This window comes from Providencia sp. PROV205 (assembly GCF_028479505.1).
Lineage (GTDB): Bacteria > Pseudomonadota > Gammaproteobacteria > Enterobacterales > Enterobacteriaceae > Providencia > Providencia huaxiensis.
Map to the genome: position 1 here is coordinate 18,891 of NZ_JAMPNU010000029.1, position 19,665 is coordinate 38,555.

Consider the following 19,665-nt stretch of genomic DNA (forward strand, 5'->3'; position numbering starts at 1 on the left):
ACAATAAGAAAAATGTGAAGCGGTCGAATAAATTAGATGAGTGTTTCTTCTGGAATGTCTATTTTGATATCGTCTAAAGACAGCTCGCCGGAGATCAGTTTAGGGAGGAGCGTGTCACGGAGTTTTGTTAACGTGTTGTTCTCTCTCATTCCGACAACTATTTTTCTTAAAAAATCATCACTCTGTTTTTTATAAGCTTCTAATACACTTGAATTAGGTAAAATAATATTGAATTTATCTATATCTTTTTTTCCTAAATGAGCAACTGTTGTTCCAACCTGAGCCATTTCTTCTATAGCTAAAAGAGGAGAAAGAGAATATTTAACAAAAAGATTACTGATGTTAGTACCTTTGGGTTTTGCAAGAAATAATCGTTGATTTAAATAAGCATCATCCCCAGACCAAATAGTCGCTCTAAACTCTGCATCCATTCCAACAATGATATCCCCAGCTATTATTTGTGTTTTCTTTGGATGCAGTTCTACACTAAATACTTGTGGCGTGCCTGTTTTTAAATCTCGAATACGAATAATTGGTTTTCCTTCACCTAAATCATTAAAAAGATTTGACTTAAATGGAGCACCAAAAATGATATCCATACTTTCATAAATTGAAGAATAGTACCAACTCTTAGGCACCCATCCCCCAAGCCCTAACGCAGGCTCTGAACCTTCTTCAAAAGCATCAGGAAATAACTGACGAATATCTTTTGATAACGGCTTAAACTTATCACTTTTACGCGCCGTTTTACGCAATTCAACCCGACGCAGTAATTCTTCTGAAAAGGCTAAATCCTGCTCAAAAAAACCGGCATCTAGTGCGTTATCGATAACAGGATCAAAATCTACAAACCATGATTTAAATAGCGTTTGCGCCATTTGCTCGAGAGTTTGATTGATTTGACTATTGAGCTTTAATTTATCATCCAGAGTCTTAAGTACATGAATAATCTGAGCTTGCTTATCTCTAGAGGGTAGCGGTATTTCCAGTTTTTTAGCTGAACTGACGTTAAAGTGTTGCTGCACAGCCCCTACAATATGAGCATTTACTTGCCCATGGGCCATTGCATTCATGAAATACGATAAATAATGTGGGCATAGTAGCTCGTTATTAACCCGAGCAATTACTATATCTGAGCAATTAGCTTCACGAAGGTCATTTGGTATAACGCATGTAGTTCCTGGTTTCCCCGTTCTCACAATTGCAACATCGCCCGGTTTAAGAGCAGACTTAGAAAGTTTTTTATGAAACTCAGATGATACATACTTCATGTCATCCCATTTTACATCATATTCATCAATATTTTTTGAACGTAAAAATGGAATACCACTTTCGATATATTCATTCGTCATCGTACCAACAAAACCAACCGTTATCTCATGACAAAGTCCACCAAGTAACCTCGTTTCAAATTTACTCCCCATACCCCAGCGCCTCCATATTTTTACGGATAGCTTTATCAAGCTCTGCCGCTTCATCCATCTGGCGATAAAGAGTTTGGGTTAGTTCCTGCATCTTGGTTTCAAACGACACACCGTCATCTTCAACTTCCGCAGCACCGACATAGCGCCCCGGTGTGAGTACAAAATCATTGGCCTTGATATCGTCAAAGGAGGCAACTTTGCAAAAACCGGCTTGGTCTTGATACTGCTCAATACTGATTTCATTGGCTGCAACACGACGTTTCAGTTCACTTTCGCTACTGCGCCATGCATGGAAAGTATCAGCGATAGTGGCGATATCCTCACCTGTAAGTTCTTTTTGGGTACGGCTGATCATGGTGCCGAGGTTACGGGCATCGATAAACAAGGTTTCCCCTTGGCGGTCACGATAACCATATTTGGCGCTCGCGTGTTTACTTTTACTGATAAACCACAAACAAACGGGGATTTGCGTGGTAAAAAAGAGCTGACCGGGCAAAGCTATCATGCACTCAATACGGTCATCTTCGATGAGTTTTTGGCGAATTTCGCCCTCACCACTGGTATTCGAGCTCATCGAACCATTGGCTAACACAAAGCCCGCAACCCCGTCTTCACTGAGCTTAGATAACATATGCAAAATCCACGCATAGTTAGCGTTTCCCGTCGGTGGGGTACGGAACCCCGCAAAACGTGGGTCGTTGGTCAGCTCGGCTTCATTACGCCAATCTTTTAAGTTAAACGGCGGGTTCGCCATAATAAAGTCGGCTTTTAAGTCAGGGTGTTGGTCTGCGAAAAAGGTATCCGCTGGGCGTTCCCCTAAATTGCCCGTCAGCCCCCTCACCGCCAAGTTCATTTTCGCCAGTTTATAGGTGGTGCTGGTCAGCTCCTGCCCATAAATCGCAATATCTTTGCTTTTCCCTTGGTGGCTTTCCACAAATTTCAACGACTGCACAAACATACCGCCTGAGCCGCAGCACGGGTCATACACTTTGCCTTGGTAAGGCTCTAACATTTCAGCAAGTAGGGTTACTACCGATTTTGGGGTATAGAACTCGCCCCCGCCTTTACCTTCGCTCGCAGCAAAGCGCCCTAAAAAATACTCATAAACACGGCCGACGAGATCTTCTTCCCCTACCCCACACTCCGTGGCAAGGGTATCGATGTTTTCAATGCTGTCGATAAGTGAGGCGAGCCTTTTCGGTTCAAGCCCTTGGCGAGAAAAATAGTTATCCGGCAATGCGCCTGTCAGTGATGCGTTGCTTTTTTCAATGGTGGATAACGCAGTATCAATAATCACCGCGATATCATCTTGTTTCGCACGCTCTTGCACATAAGACCAGCGGGACTGTTGCGGCAAAAAGAAAACGTTATCTTGTTGATAGAAAACATCCATATCAACAAAGGCTTCCTGACCATTTTTGATTAATTCGCTACGTTTGGCTTCGAATTTGTCACTAATAAATTTCAGGAACACCAAACTGAGTACCACATGCTTATACTCAGAGGATTCAACGCTACCACGCAGTTGATTAGCGGTATCCCAAAGGGTTTCTTCAAAGCCTTTGGTTGGTTTTTTCGCGGGTGATTTTGCCATGTCGATAGATTCTCTTTTCTTATCAGTTATTATCGGAGAGCACTGAGTTAGTGTTGATTGTTTTTACGCCAACTGCCGATAATGTATACAAAATAGGTATGAAGAAGATTATCTCATAAAATCAGATGGGTTTGGGCGGCTACCGCTGAAATTCTTTTTGAAACATTCGCTTTAATGTCCAATGAGATCTTACCCATAATTAGCTGATACACAACAAAATTAGAGAATTAGCGTGGTATCGGCAGCAAAATCCAAAATAATAATTTCAAAATAATTAGAGAGAAAAACTTGAAGTTATATTGTTATGTTATAACATAACTTTCACGTATCGGATCTATATTGGGTTTATTAATGAGAACAACAGCATTAGCAACTTTTTTTATTTTATTTCTAGGGAACCATAATTCGAGTTTTGCCGTTTCTACTGCAAAAGACTCAACAATTACTGTCACAGCAACAGGTATAGAAACGGAACAATTTGAAGCACCTTCCATCGTTAATGTAGTACACAACAATACGGCATTAACTTATACCTCAATGACTGCGGGGGGACTGTTAAAAGGGATCGCGGGGCTCAGTGAAGTTGGCGTAGGTCGTACTAATGGGCAAACATTTAACTTACGAGGTTATAACAAAAATGGGGTTTTAGTTCTGGTTGATGGCGTGAAACAGGACACTGGAATGGATAAGGGAAGTGCGACATTTGTCGACCCATTTTTAATCCAAAAAGTTGAGGTTGTCAGGGGACCTATGTCAAGTTTGTATGGTAGCGGTGGACTTGGGGGAGTCATTGATTATCGTACTGTAAATGCAAAAGATTTTCTGAATAGTAACGAAAAATATGGCTTTCGCGTATTTACCGCAGGGGCAACAGGGGACCATAGCTATGGGACAGGTGTGATGGCATATGGGCGAACAGCACAATTTGATGGTTTGCTTTCGCTGAGTCAACGCCAGCGAGGTAATATTTATCAAGGAGATGGATACTCCGCACCAAATGATGAGGGAAATAATAGTTTGTTTGCCAAAGGTGAATATGCGATTGACGAAAACCAAAGTATAAGCGGCAGCATCAAACACTATAGTAGTAAATCAAAAGAACCCGGAAACCCAACAGTCACTAGCCCCAGTGTTGATAATTCAGAATACTATCACCGCAATATTACTCAGCGTGATATACAAATGAATTATCATTTTAACCCTACTTATTCAGGCTTAATTGATTTGAATACACGGCTTTATTCTTCTGAAGTGGATGTTCATTCAACACCTGCGGGACAAAAAAGTAAACACCGCAATAGTACAAGTTATGGAACAAAAATAACGAATACGAGTGTGATCCAATCGCCGTTATTTGGTCAACAAATTATTGTAGGTGGCGAATTTTATCATCAAAAGCACCAGCCTTCAGGTGCTGAAACCGTCTACCCTGATGGGAAAATCAATTTTTACTCAGGGCTAATCCAAGATGAGATTACATTACGTGATTTACCAATGACTTTTATCATTGGTACTCGTTATGACCACTATCAAAGTAGCAATTCAAAATATGGTGATTTAACTGCTAGCAACTACTCGCCAAAAGCCGCAATTGTATTAAATCCAACCGATTGGCTGATGCTATTTGGTTCCGCATCCTCAGCCTTTCGGGCGCCCACAATGGAAGAAATGTATCGTGATGGATTACATTTTTACTCACGAGGGAAACCTAATTATTGGGTACCAAATCCAAACTTAAAACCTGAAACTAATAATTCACAAGAGATTGGGGTAGGACTGACATTTGATTCTATTTTCTCTGATGGAGATAACATCGAACTGAAAGGCAGCTACTTTAATACCCATGCGAAAAATTATATAGCAACGCATGTCGATAGAAAAAAGGGAATTACCTATGCAAATAATGTCGCGTTAGCAAAAATTTGGGGATGGGATATCCAATCAAGTTATGAACATCGTGATTTCAAATTAGGCCTATCCTATAACCATACTGAAGGAATTGATGCAAATAATCGTGAATGGTTAGGAAATTTAAGTCCTGATACGGTGATCACTTCTCTAGAAATACCCACATCACTCAGTGGAGTATCCGTCGGTTGGCGAGGCACTTTTGTCGCCCCAGCTCGCCATGTGAAAACAGGCACAGACACTCAAGCAGGCTATGTTTTAAATACATTTTCTGTGGATTATCAACCTCTCGAAAATCTAAAAGGCGTAACAGCTGCGTTAGTTTTAGATAATGCATTAAATAAGCAAGCGAATTCAATTCAAGGTGCTCCTATTGCGGGCCGCTCTGTTAATGTTTTTGTTAGTTATCAATGGTAAATAGGAATACTGAAATGAAATACCAATTAATTACGATTAGTTTATCCACATTGTTGATGACATCTATAGCGTCCGCTCATGATGTTTGGCTCACTGCTAAGCCAATAAGTGACCGTATTATTGCTGAGATTGGCTATGGCCATGATTTCCCGTCGAAAGGACGTTTACCTAATCGGCAGGATTACTTTGTATTACCGCAAATAACGACAGAACAAGGAAGTGAACCATTAGAAAGTACAGGAGCAGATTATGTTTATGAATATAAGCAAAATCTAAAGAATCCCGATAATTTCATTATATCAACAAATATGAAACCGATGTTTTGGTCTAGAACTAAGAAGGGGTGGCGGCCATTAAATAAGCAACAAGCAGAACAAGCGAGCTATTGCCAGTTTAGCGTTAAATTCGCTAAAACGATAGTGAGTGACGGTAATATCAAATTAGATAGTTATATCTTTAAACCAATAGGGCAAGAATTAGAAATAGTTCCAATTAATAATATTTTTTCTAAAAATGAGCAGGTAGATTTATTTCAGGTTTTTTACCGTGGTAAGCCACTTAGTTATAGTCAAGTTGAAATAGATTCTGCTGAGTATATTAAAAATAGTCATAACCATAGTCATACCGCTAATAACGAATCAAAGCACCCGCCACATACAGCGGAGTATTCAGTGACGAGTAATAATAATGGCATTATTTCCGTTAAACATTTACCTGCCGGTGAATGGATGTTGTTAACTAAGTATAAGCAACCATTTGAAAATAGTGAGCAATGTGATGAAAGTGTGGCGGTAGCAACGTTGTCATTTAAACGTTAATCGCAATCTTTTTACTGCTCTGAAAGCTTTCTCATAGATAAAATTGAATTATAGGTGAGATAGCTTTTTCTCGTGGGGTTCGGGGCAATAGATAGTTAGTCTGATTTCAGTGTTTATGATAAGCCATTATTGCGCTTAACAAACGCAAAAAAATAAGGCGGGAGTTACCTTTCCCGCCTTATGCTATCATTTTACTTATCAGCTTGTTCGATGTATTTCGTTACCAGAACAGTGCATATAGAACACACAAGATAACCATAATTGCGTATGACGCAATATTGAAACCTTTCGACGTTTTAAACGTTTCGGACGTTAGGATAATTGCCCCCTCACAGTCATCTTCTTTTGCCGTTGTCAGGCTAATTAAGCCAATCACAACCGCAGTAAAGAAGAAGGTGTACATCATTTGGTCTAGGAATGGCATACCTAACGGCATCAGTTTTAAGAATAATGCAAACGGAATTGAGAGCAGCACACCGATGATCGCCCCTTTCGCATTGGTTTTCTTCCAAAACAAACCTAATAAGAATACGGCTAAGATACCTGGGCTAACTAACCCCGTATATTCCTGAATATATTGGAAAGCTTGTCCAATGTTACCCAGTAATGGGGCGATAAAGCATGCAACGATTAACGCAACGACTGCACTAATCCGCCCGACATTCACTAATTTATGATCCGCGGTTGATGGAGCAATGTATTCTTTGTAGATATCCATGGTGAAAATAGTTGCCACTGAGTTCAACATGGAAGCTAAAGAAGAGACGATAGCCGCAGCTAATGCCGCAAACACGACCCCTTTAGCGCCTACTGGTAAGAACTGAGTTAACCATGGGTAAGCTTTGTCCGCTTGGGCCAGTGTTGGTATATGTTCTTGTGCCATCGTTCCTAATCCCGCCAGTAATGCAGGGTCAGAAACAATCACAAATGCCGCAATACCCGGTACGACAACAAGGATTGGGACAATGAGTTTAAGAAATGCGGCAAAAACCAAGCCTTTTTGCGCTTCATTAATAGACTTAGCGGCTAATGCGCGTTGAATAATATATTGGTTAAAGCCCCAGTAATATAAATTGGCAACCCATAAACCACCAATTAACACTGCAATACCGGGTAAATTACTAAACTGTGGGTTGTCTTGGCTTAAAATCATTTCAAAATGCGCGGGTGCTTCACTTGCCATACGGCTCATACCTGCGAATAACCCCGCATCACCGCCAATATAGCTTACCGCCATTATTGTGGTTAAAAAGCCGCCTAAAATTAAGAAGAAAACTTGTACAACATCCGTCCACGCAACCGCAGACAGCCCGCCATAAAGAGAGTAAATCACTGCAAACAATGCTAAGCCGAAAATAGCATAATGCATTGGGATACCTAGGATTGTTTGTAGTGCTAACGACCCTAAATAAAGAACTGAAGTTAAATTAACAAAGATAAATAATGCCAGCCAGAACACGGCTAAGATCGTTTTTAACGTTTTATTGAAACGTTTTTCAACAAACTCTGGAATAGTAAAAATGCCTTTATCAATAAACACTGGCATAAAGTATTTTGCGACAATAATCAGTGTTAGTGCTGCCATCCATTCATAGGACGCGATAGCCAAACCTATTGAAAAGCCAGAGCCCGACATACCAATAAACTGCTCTGCTGAGATATTTGCCGCAATCAATGAAGAACCAATTGCCCACCAAGGTAATGTTTTTCCTGCTAGAAAATAGTCTTTTGTACCTTTCTTTTGCCCTTTTTTATCTCGAGAAACCCAAAGACCAACACTAATAATGACAAGCACATACAGAATGAATATTCCGTAATCTAATGTGCTTAACCCAACCCCTTCAGTTTGCATAGTCAAATTCCTTCGCCAAGTGATAACAAAGCAAGTGTAAACGTTACCACAAAATATCACCGTTAAATGAATCACATATTTTCACAATATCATCTAAAATATTAACTTAGTAAGCTAAATAGCCGGAATCAATACAAAAAATCACCGAGAAGTAGAGAGAAAGTGGCGAAAACAAACCTGTTTTATAATAAATTCGTGAAGTTCATCAAACACAAATGAAAACGTTTACATTTTTTTCGTCATTCTATGGACTATAAAATAATTAGGCGTGCAAAGGCCTAACTGAATTACGTTGAACCAATGTCGGAGAATAAATCAAACTTTCACCTGTCGTTTTTTCCCCTCTTGCTAAAGAGAGCGCTAGTTGAGTGGCTTTTTCTGCCATCATTTGGATAGGATAACGAATAGTTGTCAAGCGTGGATGGATATAGCGGGCAATCAACACATCATCAAAACCAATGACTGAGACCTGTTCTGGTGAGTGAATTTCATTTTCATCTAATACCGCGATGGCTCCCGCAGCCATAAAGTCGTTGTAACCCACGACCGCTGTGATTTCGAGTGATTTTATCAGCAAGTTAGTCATCGCTTGCTCTCCGCCTTCTCCATAAGGCGTACCATATTCAATATAACTATCAGACAGTTGAATGCCATTATTTTTTAACGCATCTCGATAACCCTGTAAACGCTGCACGGCATCCTCAATTTGGTGATTTGAAGAAATGTACGCAATTTTAGTATGTCCATGTCGAATGAGATGTTCTGTTGCTAAATAGGCACCCTTGTAGTTATTTAATGAAATACAACGGTTTGCAATTTCATCAATATGGCGGTTTATTAGTACCATACTTGGGACTTCTTTCGCATATTGCAGCAGTTCTGCATCATCAAGGGCTTTCGAGTGGATCACCAAGGCATCACAGCGGTTGTTGATCAATAGCTCAATAGATTGGCGCTCTTCCTTGGCATTGTGGTAACCATTACAAATCAGAATATGTTTACCGTTTTTATGCGCTACGCCATCAACGGCTTTGACCATAACGCCAAAAAAAGGGTCGGAAACATCGTTAACTAACACCCCAATGGTATTTGAACTTTGGTTCACAAGAGCACGAGCAGCGGCATTGGGGCGATAACCCAGCTTATTCATTGCACTCTTTACTGAGACAATAGAAGCTTGACTCGCCTTCGGTGATTGGTTAATCACTCGAGAAACAGTTGCAACCGAAACACCTGCTTCTTTTGCCACATCTTTGATTGTCGCCATCGTATACCTCTACAATTAGGATGGCTTATTAAACAATGCGCTAGAATTAAAAACAATGGCATAACGCATATTAAAATTATTTAAATTAAAATAATGGGTTTATGGTGCAAAAAAAGAAAACACCGCTTAAATGCGGTGTTAATGATATATAGATTTAGAAAATAAATTGATAACAGGTTTCACTGCAATAAATTTGATTAGGCTGTGAAATTGGGCTGTATCGCTCTCCCCATTCGGGGTGATTAACGGCATCGGGTGGAAACTGCGTTTCAAATGCCACACCGGAAAAAGGCGTATACAATTTGGTTTTACCTGCCACTGAAACTAAATAATTCCCTGTATAAAGCTGCATGGTGGGCATCGTTGTAAAAATATTCATCTTTACGTCTCCCTCAGGAGCACTCAACGATGCCACTGATTTGCGCCCATCGATACAGGCTGAATCAAGCACAAAAGTGTGGTCATAGCCCCCAGCCGCAACTTGGTCACTATCTTGTAGAAAATCACGACCAATGAGTTTGCTTTGGCGAAAATCAAAATAACTCCCCGTAACATCACGCCAATCTCCACTCGGGATCCCTGCTTTATCTGTAGGTAAATAATAATCGCCGTGTATAGTAAGAGCGTGATCTAACACCGTTTTTTCGCTACCTTCCCCCGCCAAATTAAAGTAAGTGTGGTTGGTTAAGTTTACAGGACAGGCCTTCGTGGTTTGGTGTTTATAACGGATAATCACTTGATTTTCATCCGTTAATTCATAACTCACCTCAACCTTTAATTCCCCGGGGAAACCTTGGTCACCATCCGGTGAGGTGAGTGAAAAAATAACCTGTTGAGCACTCAGTTGCGAAACCGCCCAAATCCGATAACTAAAATTATCTTTCCCACCATGTAAGCAATGCGCTCCTTGATTGGCTGATACTGAATAATTTTCACCGTGAATGGAAAAACGTGCATTTGCGATACGGTTAGCCACACGCCCTACTGTTGCGCCCAAGTACACGTCCTGCTCTGTGTGTTTATCCACATTCGGTGAGCCTAAAACGACATCCCGTTTTCCACTCGCTAGCGGCAAAATGCAACTCATCCAACTTGCCCCTAGACTTGTCAGGGTAATTTCCATTCCATTTTTATTGGTCAACGCGATGACTTTGGGCGTACCTAATGTCGGGTCTTTCTCTTGAGTAAACGGCATTTTATCTCAACTTTTTCAATATATTAGTTTAGTTTTAACGCACCACACTCGCGCCTGAGCTTGGTTGGCAAACATAAATATCGGCTTGCAAACCTGTCGCTTTCTGATATTGCGCTTCTACTGCGTCAATCACAGGCTGCACACATTGTTGCTGCATTAATGCCACCACACAACCACCAAAGCCTCCGCCAGTCATTCGCACCCCGCCTTGAGCACCTAAAACGGACTTAACGATATCCACTAGAGTATCAATTTCTTGAACTGTAATTTCAAAATCATCACGCATAGAAATATGTGATTGCGCCATTAGCTCGCTTAGCTGCAATAAGTCATTCTGTGTCAATGCTTTTGCTGCCGCCAAAGTACGTTCATTTTCACTGATCACGTGTTTAGCTCGCTTGGCAACGATAGGGGATAATTGATGTTGCTTCTGCAAAAACTCATCAAAAGTGACATCGCGTAACGCTTTCACCCCAAACAAATTAGCGGCTTCTTCGCATTGTTGGCGACGCGTATTGTATTCACTTCCAACCAAGCCGCGTTGTTTATTTGAATTAATTATCATCACAACTAAGTCATCAGGTATGGAAATAGGAAATAGTGCCAAACTGCGGCAATCAATCAATAGAGCATGGCCTTCATCACCACACGCTGAAATAAGTTGGTCCATAATGCCGCAGTTACAACCGACAAATTGGTTCTCAGCTTGTTGGCCATTAAGTGCGATATCTTGTTGACTAATATCTAATTGATACAATGCTTTCAGTGTTTGCCCAATCACGACTTCGAGTGAGGCAGAAGAACTTAAACCAGCCCCTTGCGGTACATTTCCACTCACAGCAATATCGCAACCGTTAAATGAAAACCCGCGTTGTAACAGAAACTTCACAACACCGCGAATATAGTTTGCCCACATTTTTTCAGGCAAAAATGCAATTTCGCTATCCAAACTGAATTCATCGCACTCATTATGGTAGTCAGCTGCAACGACTCGGATTATACGATCATCACGTTTTGACGCTGCGGTCATCGTTTGGTAGTCAATGGCACAAGGTAAAACAAAACCATCATTGTAGTCCGTATGTTCACCGATAATATTCACGCGCCCTGGGGCTTGAACATAAACTTCAGGTTGATAGCCAAAGGTTTTTTCAAACGACGTGGCAACAATTTGCTTTAACGTTTCCATTTTTAATTATCCTTAATGCATAATTTGCTTAACCCAGCAAACAGCTAAGTTAATTGTAATTTGATAAATTATTTAGCGGTTTAGCTTTGCTTATAATGGCAGTCACTCACATCACGCAAACGTTGTGCGGCTTGTTCTGGTGTGAGGTCTCGCTGGGTTTCCGCTAACATTTCATACCCCACCATGAATTTTTTTACTGTCGCTGAGCGCAATAATGGTGGATAAAACAAGGCATGTAATTGCCAATGTTCAATGCCTTGGCTTTCATTCATAAAAGGCGCAAAGTGCCATCCCATTGAATATGGGAAAGAACAGTGAAATAGATTATCGTAACGGCTTGTGAGTTTTTTTAGCGCAACAGCAAGGTCTGCGCGAATGGCTTCACTCATTTCATCCATACGGCGAATGTGTCGTTTCGGTAATAGCATGGTTTCAAATGGCCAAGCCGCCCAATAAGGGACAAGTGCAATCCACTCTTCAGTTTCGACAACAATACGTGAGCCATCTTGTTGTTCAGCTTTAATGTAATCAATCAATAAATTACGGCCATGGCGTTGGTAATATTGCGCAAGAAAATGGTCCTTGCGTGCAATTTCATTTGGTAAAAAATCACTCGCCCAAATTTGTCCATGAGGATGAGGTTGAGAGCACCCCATTATTTCCCCTTTATTTTCAAAAACCTGAACCCAAGCATAATGCTCACTTAACTCAGCGATTTGTTGCTGCCATGTCTCGACAACGCCTTCAATTTCAGATACAGACAGCTCTGGCAGCGTTTTACTGTGGTCAGGTGAAAAACAGATCACCCGGCTAACGCCACTCACCGATTGTGATTGAAACAATTCAGATTGATTATCAGGTTGGGCGCAGGGTTGTGCTAATAATGCACCATGGTCATTTTGGAAGACATAAGTCCCTTGGTAGTTAGGATTCACTTCCCCGGAAACCCGTGTATTACCTGGGCAAAGGAAGCAATGCTCATCATATTGAGGTAAATCCTCTATTGATGGCTTTTCATCTTTACCACTCCACGGCCGTTTTGCTCGATGAGGAGACACCAACACCCACTGCCCCGTTAATGGGTTATAGCGACGATGAGGGCAATCCGAAGGGTTAAATGGCATTGTATTCATATTATTTATCTCCTAAACCTCATAACCATTGGGATTTTTTGATTGCCAACGCCAGCTGTCAGCCGCCATATCCTCTAAGGTTCGCTCCGCTTGCCATCCGAGTTCGCGGTACGCTTTTTCCGGTGTGGACCAGTATTCTGCGATATCCCCAGCACGACGGGGTTCAATCACATAAGGGATGGTTTTTCCAACTGCTTTTTCAAATGCATGTAACATTTGCAAAACACTGGTGCCGTTACCCGTGCCTAGATTGTAGCAATGTAATCCAGCTTGATTTCCAACCCCTTGCAGGGCGGCAACATGGCCATCTGCTAAATCCATGACATGAATGTAATCACGAACCCCCGTTCCATCTACCGTAGGGTAATCGTTTCCATAAATCACCAGTTTTTCTCTTTTTCCCACCGCAACTTGGGTAATATAAGGCGTTAAGTTATTTGGGATCCCTTGCGGGTCTTCTCCCATCAAACCCGATGGATGGGCACCAACAGGGTTAAAGTAGCGTAATAATGTTAATGACCATGACGGGTCTGAGTGAAATACATCAGATAAACAACGCTCAACCATGTATTTACTCGTGCCGTAAGGGCTTTGTGTATTACCCGTTGGAAACGTTTCAGTGATAGGTAAACAACTGGGTTCGCCATATACCGTGGCTGACGAACTAAAAATCAAACTTTTCACGTTCGCTTTTTGCATACAGCGCATTAATACCAATGTTCCATTAAAATTAACATCATAGTATTTAAGGGGGTTTTCTACTGATTCTCCAACCGCTTTTAGCCCTGCAAAATGAATAACTGAATGAAATTGATGAGAAGAAAAAACAGATGCTAGTTGTTGCTCGTTGCGGACATCACATTGATAAAACACCGGACGTACACCGGTTAATGCCTCAATACGATTAAGCACTTCTCGCTTTGCATTACACAAATTATCAATAATAACTGGCGATAGCCCAGCCTTTATTAATTGAACACAAGTATGACTACCGATATATCCAAGCCCGCCTGTAACGAGTATTTCAACCTGTTGCATCTCTTTCCCCCCAATACAGCCTAAATTACATTCTGTCTTCCAACGTGTCATTGCTACGGAGTATAACAACGAGTTGGGATAAGATTCTGTGATCAATCTCGACTTAGTGTAAACGTTTACACAAAATTATAAAATAGCCTATTTCTCACATAAAATGAACCGCATCAGGAAAAGATCATTCAAGCTAAACAAATTCTCCTGTTCTCACCAATAACTTATTTATCTATTTGCGTCTTTTCCATTGTTTCGCTAACAGGAACAGCTAAAAACCAAAAAAAATAGATTAATTTCAAATAATTACAGCAAAACCAAGAAAAAAAGATAAATAATAAGAACTGTTTTAGTGACCAACTTAACACGGATGCAACAAATCATTTACTTTGCATATTGTTTCATCTAAATATGTTTGTATTACAAAGCGGCACACTGTTCCTGCATCAGGAACAAAAATATAACAATAGTGCTAAGTCAATTGATTACAAACAGGGGAAGCTATGAATAACCGACTACAATCTGCTGGATTCGTATTAACCTTGTTAGATTGCTTTTCAATCAACAAGCCCATATGGGGAGTGCGTGAGTTAGCTCGTCATCTTGATAAGAGCCCTTCCGTCATACAGCGGGGTTTTAATATTTTAGAAGAGCAAGGTTTCTTACAAAAAAATAAGAATAAAGAATATTTATTAGGCTTGCGGTGTATTGAAATCGGTCATTTAGCCAATAACACACGCCATTTTTCACAATTAGCGAGTGACTACCTACGCCCTCTCGCTGATAAAACACATGAAACCATATTTATTTATCGCCGTTACAATGATATCGCTATTTGTAATTTCATTTTAGAAAGTGACCATCTTATCCGCTTTACATCTAAAGAAGGAGAAGCGTTGAGCTTACATGAAGCCCCATTTACACAAATAATTTTAAGCTCAATGGATATTTCTTATATCGATGAATATATTTCTAAACATAATTTGCAAAATAACACCTTATTAAGAAAGCAATTAAGTCTCTATGCTGAAGAAGGATATGCATATTCAAAAGAAGCTTATTTAGCAGGAACACAAGGGTTATCCGTTCCTATATTTTCTTTTGAAAAAGGAGTATTAGGCTCGTTATGCATTGCAGCATCAAGCCAAAGTAAAAATTTAACCGAGTATTACCCATTATTAAAATCCACAGCCAGTAAATTATCTGCCATATTTTAAACCTATGGTGAAATTAATAAAATAAAAAGCAGTTATTAATTATTAAAATAAAATAGGTAACTCTATGAATATATCTCATGATAAAAATGATACTGAGGTACGTGTATCTATTTTTTCCCCAGCACTACTCATCGCAATAATTATATTATCTTTTGTTGGTGCTATTATTGGCATTCAGATTATTGTCACACTAGGTATCTCCGCAAACACATCAATTATCGGAGCTGTTCTCGCCATTTTATTATCTCGTGTCCCGCTTTCTATTTTCGCATCATTTAAATTTATAGATGCACAAAATTTAATTCAAACCAGTATCTCTGCAGCAACCTTTGCTGCAGCAAATGGGTTAATGGTTGCCATCGGTGTACCTTGGGTGTTGGGTATGCCTGAATTAATTTATCCGATGATGGCTGGGGCTTTCGTTGCGATTATCATTGATGGCACGATTTTATATGGTTTGTTTAATACCCGCGCCTATCCTGCCAGTGCTTCTTGGCCTGCTGGTGTTGCCACCGCAGAAACTTTATGGGCAGGAAATAAAGGTGGAAAGCGTCTTGGCGCATTGCTGACAGGCTTTGCTGCTGGAGCCATCGGTGCAGGTTTTGGTATCCCAATGGCATCCGCAGGGATCGCGTTGATTGGCAGTATTTTCGCGTTATTCATGTTTGCTGTTGGACTACTTATTCGTGGTTTTTCTGAGTCAGGGCTAATTACTTATAATTTATATGAAAACTATGTCCCACATGGTGTGATGATTGGTGCAGGTATCGTCGCCTTAATCCAAATCGGAGCCATTGTATTTCGCAACAAGAAAGATAGTCAGCAACAAAACGAGGAGAGTGATGAATTACGCCAAAGTAGCAAACGTATCAAGTCAACCTTAATCAAAGGGGCAATTTTCTACTTTTTAACCGCGTTAGCACTCACATTTATTAGCCAGATATTTGCCACTATGACATTGCCGCAACTTATTGGGTTCCTCATTTTTGCGACCTTAGCCGCTTTAATCCAAGAGATGATTGTGGGTATGGCTGCAATGCATTCTGGCTGGTTTCCTGCAACTGCAGCAGCTCTTATCTCATTGATGATTGGCATTTTACTGGGGTTCCCTCCTGAAGCATTAGCTGTTTTAGTCGGTTTTTGTGCCGCGACAGGCCCTGCTTTTGCCGATATGGGTTTTGACCTAAAAACGGGGTTTATGATCCGCGGTTATGGTAAAAACCAATCTGCAGAACATTATGGAAGAAAACAACAATATTTTGCCGCTATTATCGGTTTTTTCTGCGCCTTGGTGGTGGTTGCGCTTACCTACGATTTTTATTTCGAACAAGACAAAATCGTTCCTGCATCAAGGCTTTATGCTGCTACTATCCAAGCAGGAAGCTCCTCAAATGTGGCGATGATGTTGCTATTGTGGGCCATACCGGGAGCCATCATTCAGTTGATTGGCGGTGCTAAAAATCAGATTGGCGTACTCTTCTCAACTGGCTTAATGATTAACTATCCTATTGCAGGTTGGACTGTTCTTACCGCACTCGCAGTTCGAATTATCATTGAGCGTTTCTTCAATATCAGTTCCGATAAAATTTCAACTTTCGCTGGTGGGCTTATTGCCGGCGATGCTCTTTACTCCACGGCTAAAGCTTTCCTGCCAACCCTCAAAGCGAAGCTACTTTCCTTCTGGGCTAAATAATTTTATAGGAAATAATAATGACGAATATCTGGTCGCAAGTGCAAAAAGACACGCTAGTTTCACAACATTACGCTTATTTTGATACGGGAGCCGCGGCACCACCGCCCAAACCAGTAATAGACGCAGTAAAGCGCTATCTTGATAAAACCGCAGAGCAAGGGATTTATTTACCGAGCTTCCGCAAGCAAACTTATGAGCAAGTTGAAATTTGTCGAAAAAAGTTGGCCGCATTTATCGGAGCAAAGCCCAGTGAAATTGCATTTACCAAAAATGGTACAGAATCTATCAGTTTGATTGCTAGAGGTGTTTCTTGGAAAGCTGGCGATGAAGTGATAATCCCTGATACTGAGATGCTCAGCAATATTGCAATTTGGCAACTGTTAGCGCATGAAAAAGGAATAAAAATTATTAAGGTGAGTGCGGATAGCTATGGTGTCCTTTCACCTGAATCTATCGAGCAAGCGATAACCTCTAAGACAAAGCTCATCAGTTTCGTTGCGCTATCTAACATAACTGGGGTAATTCAACCTGTGCAGGCTATTTGTGAGATAGCCAGAAAGCATGGTGTACTTAGCCATATTAGTGCTTCACAAGCCATTGGAATGTATAACGTTAATGTTCAAAAATGGCAATGTGACTTTATGTCATCATGTGGCCGAAAAGGGTTGAGAGCTATAGAAGGCAGTGGCATTCTCTTTGTTCGTGAACCACTGGTCCCATCATTATCCCCCACACTGGTCGGTTGGTGGAATAGCTCAATTGACCCACAAACAGGGAACATTATTCTGCCTCAAACGGCAAAACGTTTTGAAGCGGGTTGCCCAAATATTCCGGCTATTATTAGTTTAGATTCGGCTTTAGACTATGCAGTAAATATCGGTATTGAGCAAATTGAGGAACGTAACCAAACACTTACTCAATATGCAATGCAGCAATTATCTCAACTTTTTGGTGTCGAAATTTATGGCCCTAATAATAGCCACCAGAGAATAGGAATAATTCCATTTAATATTAACGGAATTCCCTCTGACTTATTAATGCAAAAATTAGAAGCTAAAAATATCATTATTGAATCAGGTCACTTTATGGCAACCGCGATATTAGAGTTCTATCAAATAGAAAAAATGGCTCGCTTATCACTTCATTATTTTAATAGTGAAAAAGAGATTGATTTATTAATTAACTCAATAAAAGAAATCAAAAAGGAATATAGCAATGACTAATGCGTTATTAATGAGCAGCTCACGTATGGGGAATATGAATTATTTACAACATGCGGACGAACAAATCCATCGTTTATTACAACACAAAAAACAAAGTATTTTATTTATTCCTTATGCTGCAGTTACATTCAGTTTTGATGATTTTGAAGCGATTGTGAAACCAGTATTTAATGCTTTAGGTTATGAGTTAACATCAATTCATCACTTTAGCGACCCTGTTGCGGCAGTTAAACAAGCACAAGCGATTGCTATTGGTGGCGGAAATACCTTTGCTTTATTAAAACGCCTATATGATGCAAACATAGTAGAGCTGATTTCACAACGAGTTAAATACGAAAGCATTCCCTATATGGGATGGAGTGCAGGCAGTAATGTTGCAACACCGAGTATTCGCACCACCAATGATATGCCAATTATCCAACCCCCTACATTTAATGCACTGAATATTTGCCCATTTCAAATTAATCCGCATTTTATTTCTGGTAAACCGGTTGGCCATAATGGAGAAAGCCGTGAAGAGCGGTTAAATGAGTTTTTAACGATTAACCCCATGGAAGAGTTGATCGCACTGTATGAAGGTACTGCATTATTTATTGAAAACGACCATGGCACCATTTTAGGTGAGCAAAATGCCTTATGGTTACGGGGACCTAATAAGATTGAAGAAATTGCTACCAACAAGCCATTCAAATTAAATATGATTAAAGGAGTGCAATAATGTCTTTGAATTATCTAAGCCAAGTTTATGACTTATTAGACACCCCTGATGTTGATGGCGAAAAAATGGCAGCGCTACTTCATTCTGTTGGCTCAAGTGATGCCATCATCACTGTTATTTCTATTCCTTATGAATCCCCAGAGGATACGAGTAAGTTATGCCATTTTATAAAAGTATTGATCCCAGGCTCTGAGGGCAAACACCGTGGAGGCGCTTACCCGACTTTAGGCATTATCGGTCGTTTAGGTGCACAGCAGGCACAGCCGAGTCGTATTGGGATAGTTTCTGATGCAGATGGGTCAATTGTCGCTTTTGCCAGCGCGATGAAGTTGTTGGATATGGCAGCAAAGGGGCAAACCCTCAAAGGGGACGTAATAATTAGCTCTCATATCGCCACGCATGTTTCGATTACGCCTCATGACCCTGTCGATTTTATGGGAATGCCAGTTTCATCCAATACCATGAACCAATATGAAGTCGATAAACAGATGGATGCTATTTTATCCATCGATACATCAAAGGGAAACAGCATCATTAAGCAGCGAGGGATTGCTATTTCTCCCACGGCTAAGCAAGGCTATATTTTACGCGTCGCACCTGATTTAGTACGCTTACTGGAGTATGCAACAGGAGATGTGGCAAAGACGTTTCCTATCACCACACAAGACATTTCTCCTTATGATAACGGTGTTTATCACTTTAATTCTATAATGCAACCGCATATTGCAACACAGGCACCTGTTGTTGGCCTTGCCATTACGGCTAAGTCGATTGTTCCCGGCAGTGAAACAGGCGCAAGTTATGAAAGCGAGTTAATCGATGCCATGCGGTTTACTGTAGAAGTCGCTAAGCAATTTTGCTGGGATAAAATTCGATTTTATCAGCAAGATGAATATGAGAGGCTTCATGATTTATATGGTTCATTAGCGCAGATTCAGGGGTAACCTTCGAAAGTAAAAAGCCCACATTTGTGGGCTCTGTCATTCAT

The 19,665-nt window shown here is 40.5% G+C and carries 15 protein-coding genes; 7 read left to right on the forward strand and 8 right to left on the reverse strand.

The features are described 5' to 3' along the window. Positions 1–32: 32 nt before the first annotated feature. Positions 33–1,424, reverse strand: a complete 1,392-nt coding sequence (locus PR800_RS16440) for a restriction endonuclease subunit S (RefSeq protein WP_272531152.1) — start codon at positions 1,422–1,424, stop codon at positions 33–35. Further along, positions 1,414–3,018, reverse strand: a complete 1,605-nt coding sequence (locus PR800_RS16445; protein WP_166267910.1) for a class I SAM-dependent DNA methyltransferase — start codon at positions 3,016–3,018, stop codon at positions 1,414–1,416. Before PR800_RS16445 ends, PR800_RS16440 begins: the two co-directional genes overlap by 11 nt. Before the next feature lie 351 nt (positions 3,019–3,369). Here PR800_RS16445 and PR800_RS16450 point away from each other — a divergent pair, with 351 nt between their 5' ends. Both PR800_RS16450 and PR800_RS16455 read left to right on the forward strand, forming a co-directional pair. Then, the gene (locus PR800_RS16450) at positions 3,370–5,343 is read left to right on the forward strand and encodes a TonB-dependent receptor domain-containing protein (protein ID WP_272531153.1); all 1,974 of its coding nucleotides are present in this window, start codon (positions 3,370–3,372) and stop codon (positions 5,341–5,343) included. Between the two features lie 14 nt (positions 5,344–5,357). Further along, positions 5,358–6,161, forward strand: a complete 804-nt coding sequence (locus PR800_RS16455) for a DUF4198 domain-containing protein (protein ID WP_272531154.1) — start codon at positions 5,358–5,360, stop codon at positions 6,159–6,161. 220 nt (positions 6,162–6,381) lie between these two features. Here PR800_RS16455 and PR800_RS16460 read toward each other — a convergent pair whose 3' ends face one another. From PR800_RS16460 to galE, 6 genes are all read right to left on the reverse strand, one after another. Beyond that, a complete protein-coding gene (locus PR800_RS16460; protein ID WP_166267916.1) occupies positions 6,382–8,013 on the reverse strand; it encodes a sodium/sugar symporter in 1,632 nt (543 codons plus the stop codon). Between the two features lie 262 nt (positions 8,014–8,275). After that, positions 8,276–9,280, reverse strand: coding sequence for a substrate-binding domain-containing protein (locus PR800_RS16465; protein ID WP_102137474.1), 1,005 nt, complete (start codon positions 9,278–9,280; stop codon positions 8,276–8,278). A 154-nt stretch (positions 9,281–9,434) separates the two neighbouring features. Next, the gene (galM, locus tag PR800_RS16470) at positions 9,435–10,475 is read right to left on the reverse strand and encodes a galactose-1-epimerase (protein WP_210844672.1); all 1,041 of its coding nucleotides are present in this window, start codon (positions 10,473–10,475) and stop codon (positions 9,435–9,437) included. 34 nt (positions 10,476–10,509) lie between these two features. Next, a complete protein-coding gene (gene galK, locus PR800_RS16475; protein ID WP_272531155.1) occupies positions 10,510–11,664 on the reverse strand; it encodes a galactokinase in 1,155 nt (384 codons plus the stop codon). A gap of 80 nt (positions 11,665–11,744) precedes the next feature. Further along, on the reverse strand, positions 11,745–12,797 hold the full coding sequence (locus PR800_RS16480) for a UDP-glucose--hexose-1-phosphate uridylyltransferase (protein WP_272531156.1): 1,053 nt from the start codon (positions 12,795–12,797) through the stop codon (positions 11,745–11,747). A 12-nt stretch (positions 12,798–12,809) separates the two neighbouring features. Next, a complete protein-coding gene (gene galE, locus PR800_RS16485) occupies positions 12,810–13,835 on the reverse strand; it encodes a UDP-glucose 4-epimerase GalE (RefSeq protein ID WP_272531157.1) in 1,026 nt (341 codons plus the stop codon). 494 nt (positions 13,836–14,329) lie between these two features. Between galE and PR800_RS16490 the strand changes: the two genes are divergently transcribed. The 5 genes from PR800_RS16490 (at position 14,330) to PR800_RS16510 (ending at position 19,621) form a co-directional block, all read left to right on the forward strand. Continuing rightward, the gene (locus tag PR800_RS16490; protein ID WP_102137469.1) at positions 14,330–15,043 is read left to right on the forward strand and encodes an IclR family transcriptional regulator; all 714 of its coding nucleotides are present in this window, start codon (positions 14,330–14,332) and stop codon (positions 15,041–15,043) included. A gap of 64 nt (positions 15,044–15,107) precedes the next feature. Then, positions 15,108–16,736 (forward strand): OPT/YSL family transporter, encoded by a 1,629-nt coding sequence (locus PR800_RS16495; protein WP_206276075.1) that lies wholly within the window; start codon positions 15,108–15,110, stop codon positions 16,734–16,736. A 17-nt stretch (positions 16,737–16,753) separates the two neighbouring features. Continuing rightward, a complete protein-coding gene (locus PR800_RS16500) occupies positions 16,754–17,959 on the forward strand; it encodes an aminotransferase class V-fold PLP-dependent enzyme (protein WP_102137467.1) in 1,206 nt (401 codons plus the stop codon). Beyond that, the gene (gene pepE, locus PR800_RS16505; protein ID WP_210844667.1) at positions 17,952–18,677 is read left to right on the forward strand and encodes a dipeptidase PepE; all 726 of its coding nucleotides are present in this window, start codon (positions 17,952–17,954) and stop codon (positions 18,675–18,677) included. Before PR800_RS16500 ends, pepE begins: the two co-directional genes overlap by 8 nt. Beyond that, entirely contained in the window at positions 18,677–19,621 is a 945-nt protein-coding gene (locus PR800_RS16510; protein ID WP_231068372.1) for a DUF1177 domain-containing protein, read from the forward strand. Before pepE ends, PR800_RS16510 begins: the two co-directional genes overlap by 1 nt. The last annotated feature ends 44 nt before the right edge of the window (positions 19,622–19,665 follow it).